The organism is Mesorhizobium sp. USDA 3734, assembly GCF_056279665.1.
The window spans coordinates 39,566-58,641 of record NZ_JBWCCW010000001.1 but is presented as its reverse complement, the minus strand read 5'-3'; the positions used below and the strand labels follow the sequence as shown (position 1 = coordinate 58,641).

20 protein-coding genes are annotated in these 19,076 nt (G+C 63.0%); 9 read left to right on the top strand and 11 right to left on the bottom strand.

Translation table 11 applies throughout. From position 1 onward, the window contains the following. Position 1: 1 nt before the first annotated feature. From ACZ89F_RS00310 to ACZ89F_RS00300, 3 genes are read left to right on the top strand one after another with little or no spacing between them, the layout of a single operon-like run. Positions 2 to 718, top strand: coding sequence for a FadR/GntR family transcriptional regulator (locus ACZ89F_RS00310; RefSeq protein ID WP_476089897.1), 717 nt, complete (start codon positions 2 to 4; stop codon positions 716 to 718). Positions 719 to 723: 5 nt separating this feature from the next. After that, the gene (locus ACZ89F_RS00305) at positions 724 to 1,704 is read left to right on the top strand and encodes a hydroxyacid dehydrogenase (protein WP_476089896.1); all 981 of its coding nucleotides are present in this window, start codon (positions 724 to 726) and stop codon (positions 1,702 to 1,704) included. 41 nt (positions 1,705 to 1,745) lie between these two features. Then, positions 1,746 to 2,132: a hypothetical protein gene (locus ACZ89F_RS00300; protein ID WP_476089895.1), complete on the top strand. Its 387-nt coding sequence runs from the start codon at positions 1,746 to 1,748 to the stop codon at positions 2,130 to 2,132. 15 nt (positions 2,133 to 2,147) lie between these two features. On the opposite strand, the gene ACZ89F_RS00295 is transcribed toward ACZ89F_RS00300, so the two are convergent. Next, positions 2,148 to 3,443, bottom strand: coding sequence for an amidase (locus ACZ89F_RS00295; RefSeq protein WP_476089894.1), 1,296 nt, complete (start codon positions 3,441 to 3,443; stop codon positions 2,148 to 2,150). A gap of 107 nt (positions 3,444 to 3,550) precedes the next feature. On the opposite strand from ACZ89F_RS00295, the gene ACZ89F_RS00290 reads away from it, so the two are divergent. Next, on the top strand, positions 3,551 to 3,898 hold the full coding sequence (locus ACZ89F_RS00290) for a GFA family protein (protein ID WP_476089893.1): 348 nt from the start codon (positions 3,551 to 3,553) through the stop codon (positions 3,896 to 3,898). A gap of 61 nt (positions 3,899 to 3,959) precedes the next feature. Here ACZ89F_RS00290 and ACZ89F_RS00285 read toward each other — a convergent pair whose 3' ends face one another. Continuing rightward, positions 3,960 to 4,868, bottom strand: coding sequence for an SDR family oxidoreductase (locus ACZ89F_RS00285; protein ID WP_476089892.1), 909 nt, complete (start codon positions 4,866 to 4,868; stop codon positions 3,960 to 3,962). Between the two features lie 98 nt (positions 4,869 to 4,966). Between ACZ89F_RS00285 and ACZ89F_RS00280 the strand changes: the two genes are divergently transcribed. Beyond that, positions 4,967 to 5,545, top strand: a complete 579-nt coding sequence (locus tag ACZ89F_RS00280) for a TetR/AcrR family transcriptional regulator (protein ID WP_476089891.1) — start codon at positions 4,967 to 4,969, stop codon at positions 5,543 to 5,545. Positions 5,546 to 5,599: 54 nt separating this feature from the next. Here the strand turns inward: ACZ89F_RS00280 and ACZ89F_RS00275 are convergent, their stop codons facing one another. Continuing rightward, entirely contained in the window at positions 5,600 to 6,814 is a 1,215-nt protein-coding gene (locus ACZ89F_RS00275) for an MFS transporter (RefSeq protein WP_476089890.1), read from the bottom strand. Between the two features lie 92 nt (positions 6,815 to 6,906). Here ACZ89F_RS00275 and ACZ89F_RS00270 point away from each other — a divergent pair, with 92 nt between their 5' ends. Beyond that, positions 6,907 to 7,890 (top strand): AraC family transcriptional regulator, encoded by a 984-nt coding sequence (locus ACZ89F_RS00270; RefSeq protein ID WP_476089889.1) that lies wholly within the window; start codon positions 6,907 to 6,909, stop codon positions 7,888 to 7,890. A 48-nt stretch (positions 7,891 to 7,938) separates the two neighbouring features. Here the strand turns inward: ACZ89F_RS00270 and ACZ89F_RS00265 are convergent, their stop codons facing one another. From ACZ89F_RS00265 to ACZ89F_RS00235, 7 genes are all read right to left on the bottom strand, one after another. Beyond that, a complete protein-coding gene (locus ACZ89F_RS00265; RefSeq protein ID WP_476089888.1) occupies positions 7,939 to 9,042 on the bottom strand; it encodes an ABC transporter ATP-binding protein in 1,104 nt (367 codons plus the stop codon). A gap of 106 nt (positions 9,043 to 9,148) precedes the next feature. After that, on the bottom strand, positions 9,149 to 10,252 hold the full coding sequence (locus ACZ89F_RS00260) for an ABC transporter ATP-binding protein (RefSeq protein ID WP_476089887.1): 1,104 nt from the start codon (positions 10,250 to 10,252) through the stop codon (positions 9,149 to 9,151). After that, positions 10,249 to 10,470, bottom strand: a complete 222-nt coding sequence (locus ACZ89F_RS00255) for a hypothetical protein (protein ID WP_056594768.1) — start codon at positions 10,468 to 10,470, stop codon at positions 10,249 to 10,251. The genes ACZ89F_RS00260 and ACZ89F_RS00255 overlap by 4 nt, the downstream gene beginning before the upstream one ends. After that, positions 10,467 to 11,426, bottom strand: a complete 960-nt coding sequence (locus ACZ89F_RS00250; protein WP_127259786.1) for a carbohydrate ABC transporter permease — start codon at positions 11,424 to 11,426, stop codon at positions 10,467 to 10,469. The genes ACZ89F_RS00255 and ACZ89F_RS00250 overlap by 4 nt, the downstream gene beginning before the upstream one ends. Before the next feature lies 1 nt (position 11,427). Continuing rightward, positions 11,428 to 12,333 carry a carbohydrate ABC transporter permease gene (locus tag ACZ89F_RS00245; RefSeq protein WP_056594760.1) on the bottom strand — a complete coding sequence of 302 codons (906 nt, stop codon included), beginning with the start codon at positions 12,331 to 12,333 and terminating at the stop codon, positions 11,428 to 11,430. A gap of 67 nt (positions 12,334 to 12,400) precedes the next feature. Beyond that, entirely contained in the window at positions 12,401 to 13,717 is a 1,317-nt protein-coding gene (locus ACZ89F_RS00240; RefSeq protein WP_136617212.1) for an ABC transporter substrate-binding protein, read from the bottom strand. A 358-nt stretch (positions 13,718 to 14,075) separates the two neighbouring features. Continuing rightward, positions 14,076 to 14,771 carry a TetR/AcrR family transcriptional regulator gene (locus ACZ89F_RS00235; RefSeq protein ID WP_476089886.1) on the bottom strand — a complete coding sequence of 232 codons (696 nt, stop codon included), beginning with the start codon at positions 14,769 to 14,771 and terminating at the stop codon, positions 14,076 to 14,078. Between the two features lie 83 nt (positions 14,772 to 14,854). Between ACZ89F_RS00235 and ACZ89F_RS00230 the strand changes: the two genes are divergently transcribed. Genes ACZ89F_RS00230 through ACZ89F_RS00220 form a run of 3 tightly spaced genes read left to right on the top strand, consistent with a single transcriptional unit; the run spans position 14,855 to position 17,354 of the window. Then, positions 14,855 to 16,051, top strand: a complete 1,197-nt coding sequence (locus ACZ89F_RS00230; protein WP_476089885.1) for a Tm-1-like ATP-binding domain-containing protein — start codon at positions 14,855 to 14,857, stop codon at positions 16,049 to 16,051. A 13-nt stretch (positions 16,052 to 16,064) separates the two neighbouring features. After that, positions 16,065 to 16,931 carry a phosphoenolpyruvate hydrolase family protein gene (locus ACZ89F_RS00225; RefSeq protein WP_476089884.1) on the top strand — a complete coding sequence of 289 codons (867 nt, stop codon included), beginning with the start codon at positions 16,065 to 16,067 and terminating at the stop codon, positions 16,929 to 16,931. Between the two features lie 6 nt (positions 16,932 to 16,937). Continuing rightward, positions 16,938 to 17,354: a cupin domain-containing protein gene (locus tag ACZ89F_RS00220; protein WP_476089883.1), complete on the top strand. Its 417-nt coding sequence runs from the start codon at positions 16,938 to 16,940 to the stop codon at positions 17,352 to 17,354. 194 nt (positions 17,355 to 17,548) lie between these two features. Here ACZ89F_RS00220 and ACZ89F_RS00215 read toward each other — a convergent pair whose 3' ends face one another. Beyond that, complete coding sequence (locus tag ACZ89F_RS00215) at positions 17,549 to 18,739, bottom strand: M24 family metallopeptidase (protein ID WP_476089882.1); 1,191 nt, start codon at positions 18,737 to 18,739, stop codon at positions 17,549 to 17,551. Positions 18,740 to 19,076 lie beyond the last annotated feature (337 nt).

The window sequence follows — 19,076 nt, the reverse complement described above, 5'->3', positions numbered from 1 at the left end:
GATGAAAGAAAAGAACCTACTCGCCGAACTCGCCGCCTACCTGTTCTCCCATTCGGACAAGGAGACCGGCCGCACGCCGTCGGAACGCGAACTGGCGGAGCATTTCGCTGTCAGCCGCGGCCAGATCCGCGAGGCGCTCGCCATCCTCGAAGCCATGCGCATCGTCGAGCGCCGCGCCAAGTCCGGCATCTACATCGACACCAAGCAGGCCAGCGTCGAAGCCATGGCGCTTTTTGCCCGCGCGGGCCTGCCGCTCGATCCGATCCAGATCTACGAGACGGTCGAACTGCGCAAGATCCACGAGATCAAGGCGGCCGAACTTGCCTGTTCACGCGCCACCGAGGAGAATTTCGAGCGGCTGCGCGAAATCCTGAAAGCTTCGGAAGAGCGCATCGCCGCAGGCGAAGGCCTTGCCAGGGAAGACCGCGAATTCCACCTCGAGATCGTGCGCGCCACCAAGAACAGCGTCTTCCACAATGTCTGCAGCGTCTATTACATGATGGGCGAGCAGCGCCTGCCGATCTATTTCAACGACCCGGAGCGCAGCGTGCGCTCGCATGCCGAGCACATCCAGATCTATGAGGCGCTGCTGCGCCGCGACGGCAATCTCGCCCAGGCTTTGATGAGCGCCCATCTGCAGGGCGCTGAGAGCTACTGGAAAGGCCTGATCGAGGGCCATGGCGGGGAACCGCAAAGCCCGGCGCTCGAAAAAGCCTGACCGACATGGCCCGTATCCTCACGACACACCCGCTACACCCGCGCGCCTCGGCCATGCTGGCCGGCGCCGGCGAGCTCGTCGTCGCCTCCGCCATCGATCCAGCCACGCTTGCCGCCGAGGCGAAGAATGCCGACATCGTCATCGTGCGCGCGCCGCTGCCACCACAGCTTTTCGACGACGCGAAGCAGCTGAGGGCGGCGATCCGCCATGGCGCCGGGCTCGACATGATCCCGATGGAAGCGGCGACCGCCGCCGGCGTGCTGGTGGCCAACGTGCCGGCGGTCAATGCCCGCTCGGTCGCCGAGCATGTCATGTTCACCGCGCTTGCACTGCTCCGGCAATTCCGCAGGGTCGACCGCGACCTGCGTACCAAAGGCTGGCTTGCCGGGCGCGAGCACGCCAATTCCAACATCGAGCTTGCCGGCAAGACGATCGGCATCGTCGGCCTTGGTGCCGTCGGCCAGGCGGTCGGCCATATCGCCGCGCACGGCTTCGACCTGAAGGTGGTGGCAACGACGCGCAGCATGCAGCCGGCGCCGGAGAAGGTCGGCTTCCTGTCGATCGACGCTCTGGTCGAGCAGAGCGACATCATCGTTCTGTGCTGTCCGCTGACGCCGGAGACGCGCGGTCTGATCAACCGTGAGCGGATCGCCCGCATGAGACCGCATGCGCTGCTGATCAACGTGTCGCGCGGGCCGGTCATCGATGACGACGCGCTGATCGAGGCCTTGCAGAAGCGCCGCATCGGCGGTGCCGCGCTCGATGTGTTTTCGACGCAACCGCTGCCGTCGAACCATCCCTATTTCGGTTTCGACAATGTCATCATCACCCCGCACATGGCCGGCATCACCGAGGAATCGATGATGCGCATGGGTGTCGGCGCGGCGGGCGAGGCTCTGCTCGTGCTGGCGGGCAAACTGCCGGTCAACCTGCGCAATCCCGAAGTGGTCGATCACTATCGGCGACGGTTCCCGGCGAGCGTGTAACACATCGCTGTTTCGCCCCAATTCTCGGCGACGCTGAACCCATGTTCACTCTGCGCTTCGCGTCTCTGGTTGTTGCTTCTTCGCTCTGCACCTTGCCGTCGCTTGCCGCGACCGAGAGCAGCTACGTCTATTGCGACAATGGCCTGCGCTGCTTCAAGGCGCCGTGCCCGTCGAACAGTGCACTCGACCTTGCCACCGGCACGATCATCAAGGGCGTATCGATCGACCCCAGCGGATTGCCGCAGGCCGACAAGGCGATAACGGATCATTCCGACGCGCTTTATGCCGGGAAGATCGTGGTCAGGGGAACGATAGAGCAGCGCACCCAGACCATCACCGGCAAGGACTACAGCCTGCCCTGGCTGGTCGCGACCCGTATCGTACGGACCGCCAAGGACAGCGAACGCAGGCACTGTTCGTTGCCCTGATCCGCTAATTGCCTGTCAGCAGCCCAGCAGCCTCTCCACTTCGGCGGCAATCCGCAGCAGACGCCGGTCATGCCCGTTGCGCGCCACCAGCATCAATCCGGCCGGCAGCGTCGTGCCCGGCATCGGCAGCGAGATCGCGCAGAGGTCGAACTGGTTGGCGACCTGCGTGTTGCGCAGCAGCAGGCCTTCGGTGCGGTCGCGCAACTCGGCATCCTCAGACATCGAAATGATGGTCGGCGCCGTCACCGGTGTGGTCGGCAGGGCCAGCACATCGACCGATGCCAGCCGCTCGTCCATGGCGGCGACGAGCGCTGTGCGGCGGCGCATTGCCCTGATGTAGATAGGCGTCGGCAGCATTGCCGCCCGCGACAAAGGCCCGCTGACATGCGGGTCGACCGGCACCGATGCTCCTGTCGCCAGCCAGTCGGCATGCACTTCGGCCCCTTCCATCGCGGCGATCGAACCACGCTTGGTGGCCGCGCGCATGTCGGCAAGCTGATCATCGATCGACAGGTCCGCGATCGACATGCCCGCCAATTCGGTTTTGCGAAGGCAGTGGTCGAACGCGGTCGTCACCTCGCCTTGCGTCTCTTCGAAAAGGATGCCCCGCGGGATGCCTATGCGAAGCCCAGCCAAGGCAATCGGCGTTAGCGCTGCCGCTTCCGCGCCGGCCATTACAGCGTCGGCGGCGGCACACTGGGCGACGGTTCGGGCAAGCGGACCGATCGAGTCCAGCGTGGCGGACAGTGGGAACGCACCGGCGAGTGGCACGCGCCGCGCTGTCGGCTTGAAGCCGACAACACCGTTGAGTGAAGCCGGAATGCGTATCGAACCACCGGTGTCGGAACCGATCGATATTTCGCTCGTCCCCTCGCGGACGGAAACGCCGGCGCCCGAGGAAGAACCGCCGGAGATGCGACTGGCGTCCACGGCATTGCCCGGCGTGCCAAAATGCTGGTTGTCGCCGATCGCGGTGAAGGCGAATTCGGTCATGTTGGTCTTGCCGATGATAACCGCGCCGGCCTGCCGCAGCCGGCTGACGATTGCCGCGTCGCCTTGGGCGGGTGACGCGGTCTTGCGCATCAGCGACCCGGCCGTTGTCGCCTGGCCGGCGACATCGAACAGATCCTTGATCGAGACAATCGTGCCGTCGAGTGGGCCGAGGCTCACCCCCGCCCGCTTGCGGGCATCGCTGGCATCAGCCGCGGCCCGTGCGGCTTCGGCATAGAGCTTCGTGAACACGCGCTCTTCGCCTGCACGGGCAGCAAGGCGCGCAAGGATGATTTCCAGTTGATCACGGACTGATTGCATTTTCGCTGTCGGACTCCAGACGCCTTGAACGTCCTTGGGGCATGGCTAGCCGAGACTTAACCCGGCGCAGGCGGTTTTGCACCCTGTCGAATACGAGGAAAAATCCGATGCTCTACAAAGGCAGTTGCCACTGCGGCAAGGTGGCCTTCGAATTCAAGGCCGAACTGACCGGCGCCATCAGGTGCAATTGCTCGATATGCTCGCGCAAGGGCGCCCTGTTGTGTGCCATCCCGCACGGGACCTTGCAGGTCCTGGCCTGGGGCGACGATCTCGGCACCTACACATTCGGCAACCATGCCATCGCGCACCGGTTCTGCCGGGCCTGCGGCATCCATCCCTTTGCGGAGGACGTTCGCGAAGGCAGCGAACGCAGTGCCTATGTCAACGTCAACTGCGTTGCGGATCTGGACCTTTCGACCCTGTCGGTCTTCGATTTCGACGGGCGTTCGGCCTGAAGCAATTCCAGGAAAAGTACGCAGCGGTTTTCCGCCCGGAATTGCGCAGGAACCAAACTACCTATCGATAGCCCGTCGCATCGGCGGGCTTGCCTGCGTCCTGAACCTCCGGAACATAACGCCAGGCGTCGGGCCGTGAGCCGTCGAGGTCGGTAAAGCCGTAGACCTGCGCCAGCCCGCCGCTGGACAGCGACTGCCCGTTCCAGCGCGAGCGATCCGGATCCGCCGCCAAAGCCGCAACGGCGCGACCGACGAAGCGCGGCGTCTCGGAAATGACGAAATGCGGCACCTTGGCGGTGGCGTCGCGCCAATTGTCCTCGCTCACGCCAAAGGTTTCCAGCATCATCTCCGAACGCAGCCAGCCGGGCGTCAGCGACACGGACGTTGCGTCGTATTTCGCGAGATCCTTGGCGTGCGCCCATGCCATGCGCGTCACCGCGACCTTGGCAAGGTCGTAGAAGGGCGACAGCCGGTAGTGGTCGGCATTGTATTCGGCCGTACCGTCTGTGACTTCGACGAGCAGCCCGCCCGGACGTTCGATCAACAGCGGCAGTGCATGGTGCGCGGTGATCAGATGCGTGTCGATGCCAAGCCGCAGCATGCGCAGGCCGTTGTCCAGATTATGGTCCCAGACCGGCTTGTTCCACTCGAACAGCTTTTCGCCACCCCAGATGTCGTTGACCAGTATGTCGAGCCGGCCCTGTTCGCTGCGGATGCGCTCAACCAGTTTGCGCACATCGTCGGCCACCAGATGGTCGACCTGCACGGCGATGCCCTTGCCTCCGTTCGCGCAGACCAGTTCCGCTGTTTCCTCGATGGTTTCGGGTCGGGCATATTCGGATTGTTGGGCGCGCGTGCTACGCCCGGTGACATAGACGGTGGCGCCGGCAGCGCCAAGTTCGATCGCTATGCCTCGTCCGGCGCCGCGCGTCCCGCCGGCGACCAGGGCAACTTTCCCTTGCAACGTCATTGAACTCTCCCAAGAACGCACTCATCGATCAGACACGGGCTGGCCTGTGCTGCTCACATCATATATAAATGATCATTCGGTTATATCAGGATGTCAAGATGACACGGCCAAAAACCCAGTCCGACGAGCAGGTGTTGCAGACCGCGCACCGGCTGATCCACGAGCATGGTCCGGAAGCACTCACCTTCGAGCGTCTGGCAAAGGCTTGTGGTCTCTCCGGTGCAACGCTGGTGCAGCGCTTCAAGAACAAGGCGCAACTGAAACAGCGCACCTTGCTGCACGCCTGGGACGGTCTCGACGACGACACCAGAACGCTGGCAGCCACCGTTCCCAGAACCCCCACTGGTGCGATCACGCTGCTGGTGGCGCTGTCGCAAGGCTATGGCGGCATCGAATCCTATGCCGAAGGCCTGCTGGTCCTGCGCGAGGATCTGCGCGATCCCGTGCTCAGGGCGCGGGGGGCGGCGTGGAAGGCATTCCTGTGCGACGCTCTTGCAGCCTGTTTTGCTGAGACGCCCAACCCGCCACGCGACATCGGCCTGCTGATGGCCTCGCATTGGCAAGGCTCGTTGCTGTGGTGGAGCTTTAACCCGGCGATCGAAGTGGCTGCCCATGTCGAGGACAGCCTGAACCGCTTTGTTGATGCCATCACAATGGCATCAACCCGAAAACCGTGATGGTTCTCGGGCCGATGCACAGCGTCAGTGAAGGCTGGTCCCGCTAATGGGAAGCTACTCGGCGCGCTTCGGGCCGCGCAGGAACACCACGATGGCCGCCAGCAAAGTCGCCGCGCCGCAATAGGCAAAGGCGCTGGCCACGCCGGCATGGTCGACCAGCAAGCCGCCGAAGACGGCGCCGAGCGCGATCGCCACCTGGAACGTCGCCACCATCAGTCCACCGGCGCTTTCGGCCTGATCGGGCGCGGCCCGCACCAGCCAGCTCTGCAGCCCGACCGGCACCGCGCCGAAGGCAAAGCCCCAGACCGCAACGGCGGCAGCGGCGACCGTCGGCGAAGCCCCGAACACCAGCATCGAGGCGGCGGCCAGCGCAATCAGCAGGGGCGCCAGCGCAACGGCTGCCTTGAGGCTGCGTTCGGCCAGGATGCCGCCGGCGACATTGCCGAAGAAGCCGCCTATGCCGTAGGCCAGCAGCACCAGCGAGATCGTCTCGATGTCAAGCACGGGCACCTTCTCGAGGAAGGGGCGGACATAGGTGAAGCCGGCAAAGTGCCCCGAAGCGACCAGCAGCACGACCAGCAGCGCCACCCGGATCGACGGCCGCTCGAGCACTTCGAGCAAGGTGCGGAAGCTCGCAACACCCACAGGCGGCAGCTTCGGAATGGCGGCTACCTGCACCAGCAGCGCCAGCGCAGCGACAACTGTCGCGATCATGAACGCGGTGCGCCAGCCCCAGATATCGCCGACATAGGCGCCCACTGGAGCGGCCGTGACGGTCGCCAGTGAAACGCCCGTCAGGATGATCGACATGGCGCGCGGCATCAGCCGCATCGGCACCAGCCGCAACGCCATCGCCGCCGACATCGCCCAGAAGCCGCCGAGTGCAACGCCGAGCACGACGCGGGCCAGCAGAAGCACGGTAAGCGTCGAGGCGAAGGTGGCCAGAAGGTTGGACAGGATCAGGAACCCTGTCAGCATCCACATCACCAGCCTGCGGTCCATGCGCCTTGTGATGATCGCCATGGTCGGCGCGGCGATCGCCGCGACGATCGCGGTGGCCGTCACCGCTTGCCCGGCAACGCCTTCGCTGACGCCGAGATCGCGCGCCATCGGCGTCAGCAGGCTGGCGGGCAGGAATTCCGCCGTCACCAGACCGAAAACGCCAAGCGCCAGCGAGACAACGGCACCCCATGCCGGCTCGGTTCGTTCGTCGGAGTCTGCGGGGTTCAGAAGAGCGGCGTCGATGACGCCTGTCGCGGGTTCGGCCATGGTCAGTCTCCGATGTGTTTGCAGCGCAGCATTTGGCTGCAAATGCAACATAGGGAGTGACCCCTTGGAGTTTCCATGCTAGAAACCCCATCATGCTTGACCATTCGTCCAAAATTCCAATCACTGGCGACCCGCTCACCGACATATTGCGCGGCTTGCGCCTCGATGGCGTCGAGTATGGCCGGTTCGAACTGAAGGAACCTTGGGGCATCCAGTTCCCAGCCCAGCCGGCGGCACGGTTTCATTTCATCGGCCGCAAAGGCTGCTGGCTGAAGCAGCCGTCCGGCGAATGGGTGGAACTCAACGCAGGCGATGCGATCCTGCTGCCGCGAGGGGCGGCCCATGTGCTTGCCAGCGAACCCGGCGCCCAGGCCTGGCCGATCCACGGCTACGAAGTGGAAGAGGTCTGCAAGGACGTCTACTGCATGTCGAACGAAGGCATGTCGGAATGTTGCCGTCCGGGAACGCTGCTGTTTTGCGGCAGCATGTACTTCAATCTCGATGGCCTGCACCCCCTGCTCGGCATGATGCCGGACGTGATGCGTACGCATGAGCTGGAAGCCTACGAGCCTGGAATTCCGCATCTGCTGGAGTCGATGGCGCGTGAAGTGACCATGGAACGCGTCGGCTCCGGCGGCATCCTGGCGCGGCTGGCTGACGTGCTTGCCGCCACCGTTATCCGCTCATGGGTCGAGCGCGGCTGCGGCGACTCGTCCGGCTGGATCGCCGCCGTCAGGGACCGCGAGATCGGCCGCGTGCTGGCCGCCATCCATCTCGAACCGAACCACGACTGGACGGTCGAGTCGCTGGCCAAGATGATGGGCGCCTCGCGCTCGGGCTTTGCCGAGCGTTTCGCCACCATCGTTGGCGAAACGCCGGCGAAATATGTCACCCAGGTCAGAATGCATCAGGCACGACAATGGCTGGTCCGCGACAGGATGAAGATCTCCGTCGTTGCCGCGCGTCTCGGCTATGAATCGGATGCCGCCTTCAGCCGCGCCTTCAAGCGCGTTATCGGTTCAGCGCCCAGCCACCTGCGCGCCGAGGAACAGGCTGATATCCGCCAGGCGAGTTGAGCCGCAGTCTTGCACGGGTTTGCTTCGGCAGAGCCGAAGCGGCTCGCTCTATCCAGCGTGCCGCAAGCTGACGCCGCTGCCCTTGTCGAACAGCACCACCTTGTCCGGGTTCCAGGCGAAGCGCACCGCTTGCTCGATCGCGACATCGGTCCTGGCCGGCACGGTGGCACGCAGCGTCGCGTCGCCGACGCGCAGCGTCAGGATCTTTTCGACGCCATGGTTCTCGACGTCGTGGACACGCGCCTCGACCGGCGCGCCGCTCTCGAGATAGACATCCTCGGGACGAATGCCGAAGACGAGCGGGCGACCATCGGTCGCCGCACTCGCCTTTAGCCCCCCAAAAGTCTTGGCTCCCCCTGAAAAAGGCAGTTCGAAATTCAGCGGCGCCATCACCGCACGGCCGTTCACAAGCTTGCCGTCGATGAGGTTCATCGGCGGCGAGCCGACGAAGCTCGCCACATAGGTGTCGCGCGGATTGTTGTAGATCTCGTGCGGTGTGCCGGTCTGGACGATGCGGCCGTGGTTGAGCACGCCGACCTTGTCGCCCATCGACATCGCCTCGATCTGATCGTGGGTGACGAACAGGAAGGTGGCGCCGAGCTGCATCTGCAGGTTCTTCAGTTCCGTGCGCAGCGCCTCGCGCAGCTTGGCGTCGAGCGCCGACAGCGGCTCGTCCATCAGGAACACGCGCGGCTTGCGCACGATGGCGCGGCCGATCGAGACGCGCTGCATCTCGCCGCCGGACAGCTTGTCGGTCTTGCGGTCGAGTAGATGCTCTATCCTCAGCGTGCGGGCGGCGCGGTCGACGCGATCCTTGATCTCGGCGTCGGGCAGCCGGCGGATCTTCGGCTTCAGCGGGAACTCGAGATTTTCGCGCACCGTATAGCGCGGATAGAGCGAGTATTGCTGCAGCACCAGCGCCACGTCGCGCTCGGCCGCACCCCAGTCGGCGACGTCGACGCCGTCGATGAAGACCTGGCCTTCGCTGGGCTTTTCCAGCCCGGCGATCAGCCGCAGCGTCGTCGTCTTGCCGGCGCCCGTTTCGCCGAGCAGCACGAAGAACTCGCCATCGGCGATGTCGAGATCGAGCCCGGTCAAGGCGGTGTGATTGCCGAAGGTCTTCGAGATATTCTTGAGCTGGATATGGGCCATGGTCAGTTGTCTCGATGCTGTTCGAGGGCGGTCTGCCCTCCGCTATGGCTCCGGCTGTTCGACTGTTCGAAAGGCCAAATCGTTGGCCTTTCGTGTCCTTCGGCCATCACAATCTCACTTCCAGCGACTTGCCGCTTGCCGTGTCGAAGAAATGCGCCTGGGCCGGATCGATCCTGGCAAACACCATCTCGCCGGGACCGCTGACGAAGCCGCTCTTGGTGCGTGCGCGCAGCATCCTGGAACCGACCTTGAGGTCGACGATATCGAAGGAGCCGAGCGGCTCGACGATCTGCGTCTCGACCGGCAGGAACCCGTCGGCCGCATCGCGGCGGATGAGGACGCCTTCCGGCCGGATGCCGAGCGCCAGTTGGCCACCGGCATGGCCGTTGAGCTTCGACAGCAGCGCCCGCGGGAACTCGAAGCCGGCGGCAGCGCCGCCGACCGTCACCGAGACCGAGGACCCTGTCTCGGCCACCGCCGCATCGGCGACGTTCATCACCGGACTGCCGACGAATTGCGCCACGAACAGGTTTGCCGGACGCGAATAGACCTCGTCCGGCGAGCCGACCTGCTGCAGCACGCCTTCATGCATGATGACGATGCGGTCGGCGAGGCTCATCGCCTCGATCTGGTCGTGCGTGACATAGATGGTGGTCGAGCCCTGCTTGATGTGCAGCCGCTTGATCTCGGCCCGCATCTCCTCGCGCAGCTTGGCGTCGAGCGCGCCGATCGGCTCGTCCATCAGCATCGCCTTCGGCCGCCGTACCAGCGCCCGGCCGATGGCCACGCGCTGCATGTCGCCGCCCGAAAGCGCCGACGGCTTCTTGTCGAGCAATTCACTGATCTGCAACGTCTTGGCGACCGAGCGCACTTCCGAGTCGATCTCGGCCTTGCTCTTGCGCGTGGCGCGCAAGGGGAAGGCGATGTTCTCGTAGACGCTCATATGCGGGTAGAGCGAGAACGACTGGAAGACCATGGCGATGTCGCGGTCAGCAGCCTTCAGATGCTGGATCGGTTTGCCGTCGATGAGGATGTCGCCCTCGTCGATCGTCTCCAGTCCGGCGATGGCGCGCAGCGTCGTCGTCTTGCCGCAGCCCGACTGGCCGAGCAGGACGATGAATTCGTTGTCGCTGATCTTCAGGTTGAGGTCCTTGATGACCTGGACGGCGCCGAAGAATTTCTGGACGCCGCGAAGCTCTATCTGGGTCAATGCTGTGCTCCCGGATTTCGCACCTGGCCGGTGCCGGCCTTCTCCTCAGGCGCGATCTTCGAGGTGATGTTGAAGCCGATCAGCCCGATCAGGATGATGGTCAGGCCGTATGTGTGCAACAGCAGGTTCCAGGGCTGGCAGAGCGCTATGATGCCTAGCACCATCAGCACCTGGCTGCCGGGCTCCAGATATTTCTGATTGATGGCGCGAAAGCTCATTTGCGGATCGCTCCGAAGGACATGCCGCGCAACAGATGATTGCGAAGCAGGAAGGTGAAGATCGCGACCGGCAGCAGGAACAGGAAGGTTCCAGCGGCAATCACCGTCCAGTCCGGCAGGCCGGAGCCGACCTGGCTGGGAATGAACGGCGGCGCGGTCTGGGCGCGGCGGTTGGTCATGATCAGCGCGAAGGCATATTCGTTCCACGCGGTGATGAAGCAGAACACGGCGGTGGCGGCGATGCCGGTGGCCGCCTCGGGCAGCACGATCTTGAAGAAGGCCTCCATGCGCGTATAGCCGTCGACCAGGGCCGCCTCCTCATACTCTTTCGGAATCTCGTCCATGAAGCCCTTCATCAGCCACACAGAGAAGGACAGGTTGAAGGCGGTGTAGAGGATGATCAGGCCGATATGGGAATCGTTGAGGCCGACCGCCCGGTACATCAGGAACATCGGGATCGCCACCACGACCGGCGGCAGCATGCGCGTCGACAGGATGAAGAAGAGCAGATCCGCCTCCCCCTTCACCTTGAAGCGCGAGAAGCCATAGGCGGTGAACGTTCCCATGCCGACCGCCAGCACCGTCGAGGTGATGGCGATGATGAGCGAGTTCAGGAAGCGGCTTGGATAGCCCGACCACTGCACCTGGCCCTTGCCGTCGCGCACGATCTTCTCACCGCCGTCGAAAACGACGCGCTCCCACCACGGGGCGGCCGCATACTCTTCCGGCGTCGGCGGGCTGCGCAATTGCGAGCGCTTGGTGAACAGCTTCACGAAAGGCGATATTTCCGGCTGGAAAACCACCGTCGGCGGGATGGTGGTCGCGAGATTGCGCGGCTTGAACGCCGTCGAGGCGATCCAGTAGATCGGTGCCAGGAAAATGATCGTCACCACCAGAACGGCGACGATGGCGACACGGTTGAAGCCGATTTCGGAAGAAGTGCGGACGGCAGCCATCTCAGCGCTCCTTCACCTTGTTGAGGTATTTGACGTAGATGTTGGTAATGGCCAGCACCATGATCAGCACGATGTAGGCGAGCGCGCAGGAGCGCCCCGTCTGCCACTCCTGGAACGCCATCTTGTAGAGCCGGATCGAGATCAGCTCGGTGGTCGGCTGGCTGGTCAGGATGTAGGCGAGATCGAAGGTCTTGAACGCTTCCATGGTGCGGAAGATGACGGCGATCATCAGGATCGGCGCCACCAGCGGCAGCGTGATGCGGAAGAAGGTGTAGAACGGCCCGGCACGATCGATCGCGGCGGCTTCGTAGAGATGCTTCGGCACCGCCGACAGGCCGGCCAGCGACAACAGCATGACGAAGGGCGACCACATCCAGATGTCGGTCAGCGCAACGGCGTAGAGCGCCATCTTCGGATCCGACAGCCATTCGAAGGTGCCGAGACCGAGCGCGTAGTTGATGATGCCGAAGGAAGGATCGTAGAGCAACTTCCAGAACAGGCCGACGACGGCCATCGACAGCATCATCGGCAGCAGGAGAAGCGTCGTCAGCAGGCCCTTCAGCGGGATGTCGCGGTTGAGCAGCATCGCCACGCCGAAGCCGACCAGCAATTGTCCCGCGACCGAGATGATAACGTACTTCGCGGTGATGGCGAAGTTGGACCAGACATAGGGGTCGTTGAGCAGGTCGCGATAGTTTTGCAGCCCGACGAAATTCGCCGGCGCATTGGTCGACGCGCGAAAATCGGTGAAGGAATAGCCGAGCGAATAGATCAGCGGAAAGATGTTGAAGACGATCAGGAACAGGACCGTTGGAATGATGAAGAGGTTGCGGATCGAAATGTCGCTGAGGCCGCGCGCGGCCGCTCTTGAAGACCTGTCCAGTGTGGTGATCATCGTGGTCGCCAAGACCCTGCTCCCGTTTGCAGAAAAAGAAACGGAGGAGGCACCAACGCCCCCTCCGTGAGACACGATATTATTGACCGCGGCCGTACTTCTTGAAGGTCGCGTTCCAGTCGGCAGCCAATGCGTCCAGCGTTTCCTTGGCGGTGCCTTCGCCGCCGATCATGTAGGGATAGACGCGCTGGTTGAGCTGCTGCAGCAGTTCGGCATATTCGGGCACCGCCCAGAAATCCTTCACCTTGAACATGGTCTCGTAGAAGGCCTTGTTGTAGGGCGTGGCGTTCTGGAATTCAGGCGACTTCAGCACGGCCGCACTGCAGGTGTAGCCGCCAAGCGCCGCCCACTTCTTCTGGGTCTCGTCCTTGATGAACCATTCAAGGAACTTCGTCGCCTCTTCCTGCTTCTGCGAGTAGGAAACGATGGAGATGCCTTGCCCGCCGAGCGCGGCGAACTGATCGCCGCCCGGGCCGGGAGGATTGGCGAAGAAGCCGGTATTCTTGGCATTCGGATTCGACGCCTCGTTGATCAACGAGGGGAAGAACGCGAAGTAGTTCATGCTCATCGCGGCCAGGTTTTCGGTGATCGCCTGGTTGTCTTCGACGAAGAACGACTTGGCCCAGCCTGGAGGCGTGAACTTGTAGAGCTCCTTGTAGGCGTCGAGTGCCGCGACCGCCTTGTCGGAGTTGATGAAGCCATCGACCTTATAGGTCGAGTAATCACCAAGTTCGCCGCCATAGGAGAACAGCGCGTTCTCGAAGCCCATCGCCATCGCATCATAGGAATTGTCGGTGTAGATGGCGATGCCGTAGCGCTTCTGATCCGGCCGGTAGAAGAATTCGGCGATGTCGCGCAACGCCTTGAAATCCTTCGGCACGTCAAGGTCGTAGCCGTACTTGGCCTTGAACGCTTCCTTTTCCTTGGGATCCTCGAACCAGTCCTTGCGATAGGACCAGCCGACGGCGTCGCCTTCAAGCGGGATGGCCCAGTACTTGCTGCTGCCGCCTGGATATTCGGCGTAGTATTTCACCGTCGCCGGTGCCATCACCTCGCCGAGCTTATGCTTGTTGAAGAAGTCGGTGAGGTCGACATAGTGGCCGCCGGTCGAGCCGGCGCCGAGCCATTGCGAGTCGCCGACGACCATATCATACGCGTCGCCATGGGCGTTGAACTCGGTGAAAGCCTTGGTCTGGAAGTCGGACCAGGGCGTGGTTTCCACCGTGATCTTGACGCCGGTTTCCTTCTCGTACTCGTTGCCGAGTTCCTGCAGATAGTTGGCCGGATCCCATTCGGCCCAGAAGATGGTGAGTGACTTTTCCTGCGCGTAAACGGACGTTCCGCAGGCAAGCGTTAAGCCGATACCAGCAAGTACGCTGGTCACTAACTTGCGCATAATGATTTCCTCCCTTGTGCGCATTCTACCTTGTCATGCGAGCCAGCAACGGGGCCGGCCCTGGTAGTTCCTCCCGTGATCGCACCTTTCCGGTTCCGGGCCTCCTCGCCCTGCCGGAAAATGGATCGCAGCCCTCACTTTCGATCCGCTTTTCTTGTCTGATCTGGTATTACCAATTCTGCATGCGCGTCAAGCCCTTTCTTGGCAGCTCGACTTGCCCATTGCTATCGGATTCCGGCTTTATCTGCCTGTTTTACCAAGATTTTCCTACTCAGTGATACGCGTGGGTGTTGTCCGGTACCCCGCACTGCGGTTAAGATCGGTAGTCGACATGCGAATCTGGTCGAACCAGATAGGGCTATTTCATGGCTGCCGTCAGATCGATGCTGTGTTCGTCGCCGATCGATTCCGCGACCGCTGCACGCACCAGCGCCCCGGCCGCCCATTGCGCGACCGACATCGTCCGGCGACTGTCCAGACCCCAGATATCCTTGAGCACGATCAGCACCTCGACGCCGAACATCAGCGACAGCGCCTGCGCCAGCCGCTTGAAGTCGCGCGGCGGCAAACGGCCCTTGAGCGGCGCAATCGCCTCTTTCAGCAAGTCGATGCGGTGGCCGCGCGTGAAAGCCGGCTCGCCACCCAGCGTGCCGGCCTGACGCCGCGCCCATTGATCGAGCGACAGCTTCAGCGCTGCCTTGAACGTGGCTTCGAAGGCCTCGATGCGCGGCATGGCCGTGTCGAACAGCTCGGCGACCCGTCGCTCGGCATCGGCGGAGGTCGATTGCCAGGTCAGGATTGGCCCCAGCCCCTCGTCGACCACCGCTTGCACCAGTGCCGCCTGGCTCGGGAAATAACGATAGGCAGTGGCACGGGAAACCTGTGCCGCCTCGGCGACCTCGCTGACCGACGGTGTGACGCCCGCCTGCATCAGCCGCGTCGCTGTCTCCAGCATCAGCCGTTTCGTGCGCGCGCGCGGCCCGCGCTCTATCGCCTGGCCGTTTCCCCGCTCAGTGTCGTCGCTCGCCGTGGATTGTTGACGTGAGACATCCATATCAATACGATACGCGCGTCTCAAAAAATTGCAATGGCCTTCGCTTGCCGAAAGGCCGGGCAAACAGCCGGCGGGGAAATGCGATGAAGCGCATCTATGTGGTGGGCACCGCCGACACCAAGGGCGAAGAGCTTGCCTTCCTGGCCGATGCGATCGCTGCTACGGGCGCAGCGGTGTCCCGCGTCGATGTCGGAACGCGCGACGCAACCATTCCCGTCGACATCACCGCAAAGGAAATTGCCGGCCATCACCCCGACGGTCGCGTCGCCGTGCTTGATATCGACGACCGCGGCACAGCGGTTGCCGCAATGGGCGTCGCCTTCGCCCGCTTTGTCCAATCGCGAAACGACATCGCCGCCATGATCGGCATTGGCGGCGGCGGTGGCACCTCGATCATCACGTCGGGCATGCGCGCGCTGCCGCTCGGCCTGCCCAAGATCATGGTCTCGACGCTCGCCTCCGGCGACACTGCCCCCTATGTCGATGTCTCCGACATCGTCATGATGCCATCGGTAACCGACATGGCCGGACTGAATCGGCTCTCTCGTGTCGTGCTGCACAATGCCGCCCAGGCAATATCGGGGATGGCCGCCAACCCGGCGCCGCCACCCGACGGCAAACCGTCAATCGGCCTCACCATGTTCGGCGTCACCACGCCTTGCGTGACGGCCATCGCCGACCAGCTCCGTTCGACCTATGACTGCATGGTCTTCCACGCCACCGGCACAGGCGGCCGCAGCATGGAGAAGCTGGCCGACAGCGGCCTGCTGTCCGGGATCATCGACATCACCACGACAGAAGTCTGCGACTTGCTGTTCGGCGGCGTCCTGCCGGCAACCGAGGACCGTTTCGGCGCCATCGCCCGCACGCGGCTGCCCTATGTCGGTTCGGTCGGCGCGCTCGACATGGTGAACTTCTGGGCGCCTTCGACCATTCCCGAACACCATCGCGGGCGGCTGTTCTACGAGCACAATCCCAACGTCACGCTGATGCGCACCACGGCGCAGGAATGCCACAAGATCGGCGAATGGATTGGCACCAGGCTCGCCCGCTGCGAGGGGCCGGTGCATTTTCTCATTCCGGAGAAAGGCGTCTCGGCGCTCGACATCGAAGGCGGCGCCTTCTTCGACCTCGAGGCCGACGCTGTTCTCTTCGAAGCCATCGAGCGCACCATCAGGCCGAACGGCAAGCGTCGCGTGACGCGCCTTCCGCTCCACATCAACGACCCGGAATTCGCAAAGGCTGCAACATCGGCCTTCCTCGACATCGCCAGACAGTGAGAGATCCAAAAACATGCCCGCCATACCGCGCAAGGACATATTGAAGAGATTCCGGGGAATGATCGACAAGGGTGTGCCGATCGTCGGCGGCGGCGCCGGCACCGGCCTGTCGGCCAAAGCGGAGGAAGCCGGCGGTATCGACCTCATCATCATCTACAATTCCGGCCGCTACCGGATGGCCGGGCGCGGCTCGGCCGCCGGCCTGCTCGCCTATGGCAACGCCAACGAGATCGTCAAGGAGATGGCCTACGAGGTGCTGCCGGTGGTCAAGAAGACACCGGTGCTGGCCGGCGTCAACGGCACCGATCCCTTCGTCATCATGCCGCTGCTGCTGGCCGAGCTGAAGACGATGGGCTTTTCCGGCGTGCAGAATTTCCCCACCATCGGCCTGTTCGACGGCAGCATGCGGCAGAGCTTCGAAGAGACCGGCATGGGCTTCGGGCTCGAGGTCGACATGATCGCCGAGGCGCACAAGCTCGACCTCTTGACCACGCCCTATGTCTTCAACCCGGATGAGGCCCGCGCCATGACCAAGGCCGGCGCCGACATCGTCGTTGCCCATATGGGCGTGACGACGGGCGGCTCGATCGGTGCCACCTCGGCCAAGTCGCTCGACGGCTGCATCGTCGAGATCGACGCCATCGCCAATGCCGCCCGCTCGGTGCGCAAGGATGTCATCCTGCTTTGCCATGGCGGGCCGATCTCGATGCCGGACGACGCCCGCTACATTCTCTCCCATGCCAAGGGCCTGCACGGCTTCTATGGCGCCAGCTCGATGGAACGGCTGCCAGCGGAAGCCGCGATCGCCAAGCAGACCGCCGATTTCAAGGCGGTGACGCTTGGTGGCGAGAAGACGATGCCAAAGAAAAAGAAGGGATGATGAGAGATGACCGACACGAGCAAGATATTTGTCTACCCGAAGGATGTCAGCGCTTTCGGCTTCGACTGGGGCAGACTGGCGCTGACCGTAGCACCCGAGGTGAATGGCGCAACGCGCTTTTCCGGCGGCGTCGTCGACCTGCCATCTGGCAAGGGCCACACGCGCCACAATCATCCGGGTGCGGAAGAAATCATCTTCGTCATTTCAGGCCATGGTGAGCAGATGGTCGAGGACGAGAAGGGCAATCCGGTGGTCGAGAAGATCGGCCCCGGCTGCACCATCTATGTGCCGGAAAGCCGCTTTCATTCGACGCTCAACACCAGTGACGGGCCGATGCAGCTTTTCGTCGTCTATTCGCCGGCCGGCCCGGAGTTGGTCCTGCGCGAGCTGCCGGATTTCAGGCTGATCCCGCCGAGGCCGTGATCTTTCCTCCGTTCCCGCGTTTGCTGGGGGGCCCCTCATCCGGCGCTTCGCGGCCACCTTCTCCCCGAGGGGAGAAGAGACGAGCATCATCGCCGGCTCCCTCCTCTCCCCTCGGGGAGAGGTCGGATTGCCCCGAATTGCTCTTCGCAATTCGGATGGCAATCCGGGTGAGGGGGCAGCCGCCTCAATACCAGCTAGGCTGTCGCACCCCTGTTCCACCCCCGGCCCCGATCACCGAACATCACATAACCAGCATCCGTCACCGCCAGCGTATCCTCCAGCTTGATGAAGCCGCGCGTCGGGTGGAGCATGGTTGTCTCCACCGACAGCACCATGTTCTTCTCCAGCGGCTTTGCCGCATAGGTGCCTTCGTAGGTCACCGGGTGATTGGTCATCAGGAACGGCGCTTCGTGCGTGATCAGGCCCATGCCATGGGCAAAGAAATCCGTGTAGGCCGCGACCTTCGAGGCTTTCAGCACGCCCTCCGCGTGTGAAATCATGTCGCCGCCCAATATGCCCGCCTTGACCTTGGAGAAGGCTGCCTGCTGCACCGTCTCGACCTCGGCCAGCAGGTCTTCGAGTTCGGCATCCGGCTCGCCGAGAATGCCCATCCGGCAGAGGTCGCCGATATAGCCGTGATAGTTGCCGCCGGAATCGATCGACAGCACCTCGCCCTGCTTCCATGCCTGCGGCGAGGTGGCGCGGTTGTGGCTGGAACCCAGCGTCAGCAGACAATATTCGAAATGGATGCCGCGATTGGTTTCCTCGCGCCGCAGCCGCTCGATGATCTCGCTCTTGGTCGTGCCTTCGCTTGCCCAGGCAATGGTTGCCAGCATGGAATCGGTGATCAGTTCGGAGGCGGTGCGCAGCTTCTCCAGCTCGGCATCGGTCTTGATGGCGCGCATGCGCTCCAGCATGTCGGTCGCATCGATCAGTCTGGCGTCCGGCAACGCCTTGCGGATCAGCGTATAGGCGTCCGACGGCAGGAAGCCGGGCTCGATGCCGATGCGGGCGCCGGCCTTGCCGATCTTTTGCAGATGCTCGACGGCGAGATTGGCGGCATCGAGCGTGCCCCAGCAGGCGGCGTGCAGCGTCGGCGTCCAGAACGGGTTGTTCTGATGCTCCCCGCCTTCCATGCGGTTGCCGATATAGGCGGCATGGTCCGGCCCGCCCTTTTCGTACACGACGATCGGCAGGTAACGGCTATGGCCGATCGCATCCATGGCGGCAAAGAAGATGAACTTGTAGCCGCCAAGCAGATATTGCGTGTTGTGCTTGGAGGTGGCGAGCAGCACATCGATGCCGGCCTCCTCCATCAGCCGGTCGACCCTTGCCTGGTCGAACGGGATATTGCCGACGACATTCTTGCCCGGAGCAATGTTCATCTCTCTCTCCCTGAATTGCCTGGGATCGCCGGCTGTTCTGCTCCCGATCCCTTGGCTATGGCTCAAATCTGCACCATTTTGCCCGCTCTGGTCCAGCCAGAAATAGGAAAAACAGCACCGTTCGATGTCACCATACCGTCATCCACCAATATATCAGGTCAATCTGGTCCGACCAGATTAAGCTGATTGAGCCGATTCCTCCAAACTGGTCCAGCGGACGAAAATTTCAAAGCCAAGCAAGGATGCGCCAATTCCGTCTCTGGCGAAACCCTCGGCAAGGCTCATAATCGCCACCGCAAGGATGCTGGCGGGCTTGCCGGTGTCTGAGCGGTATTGG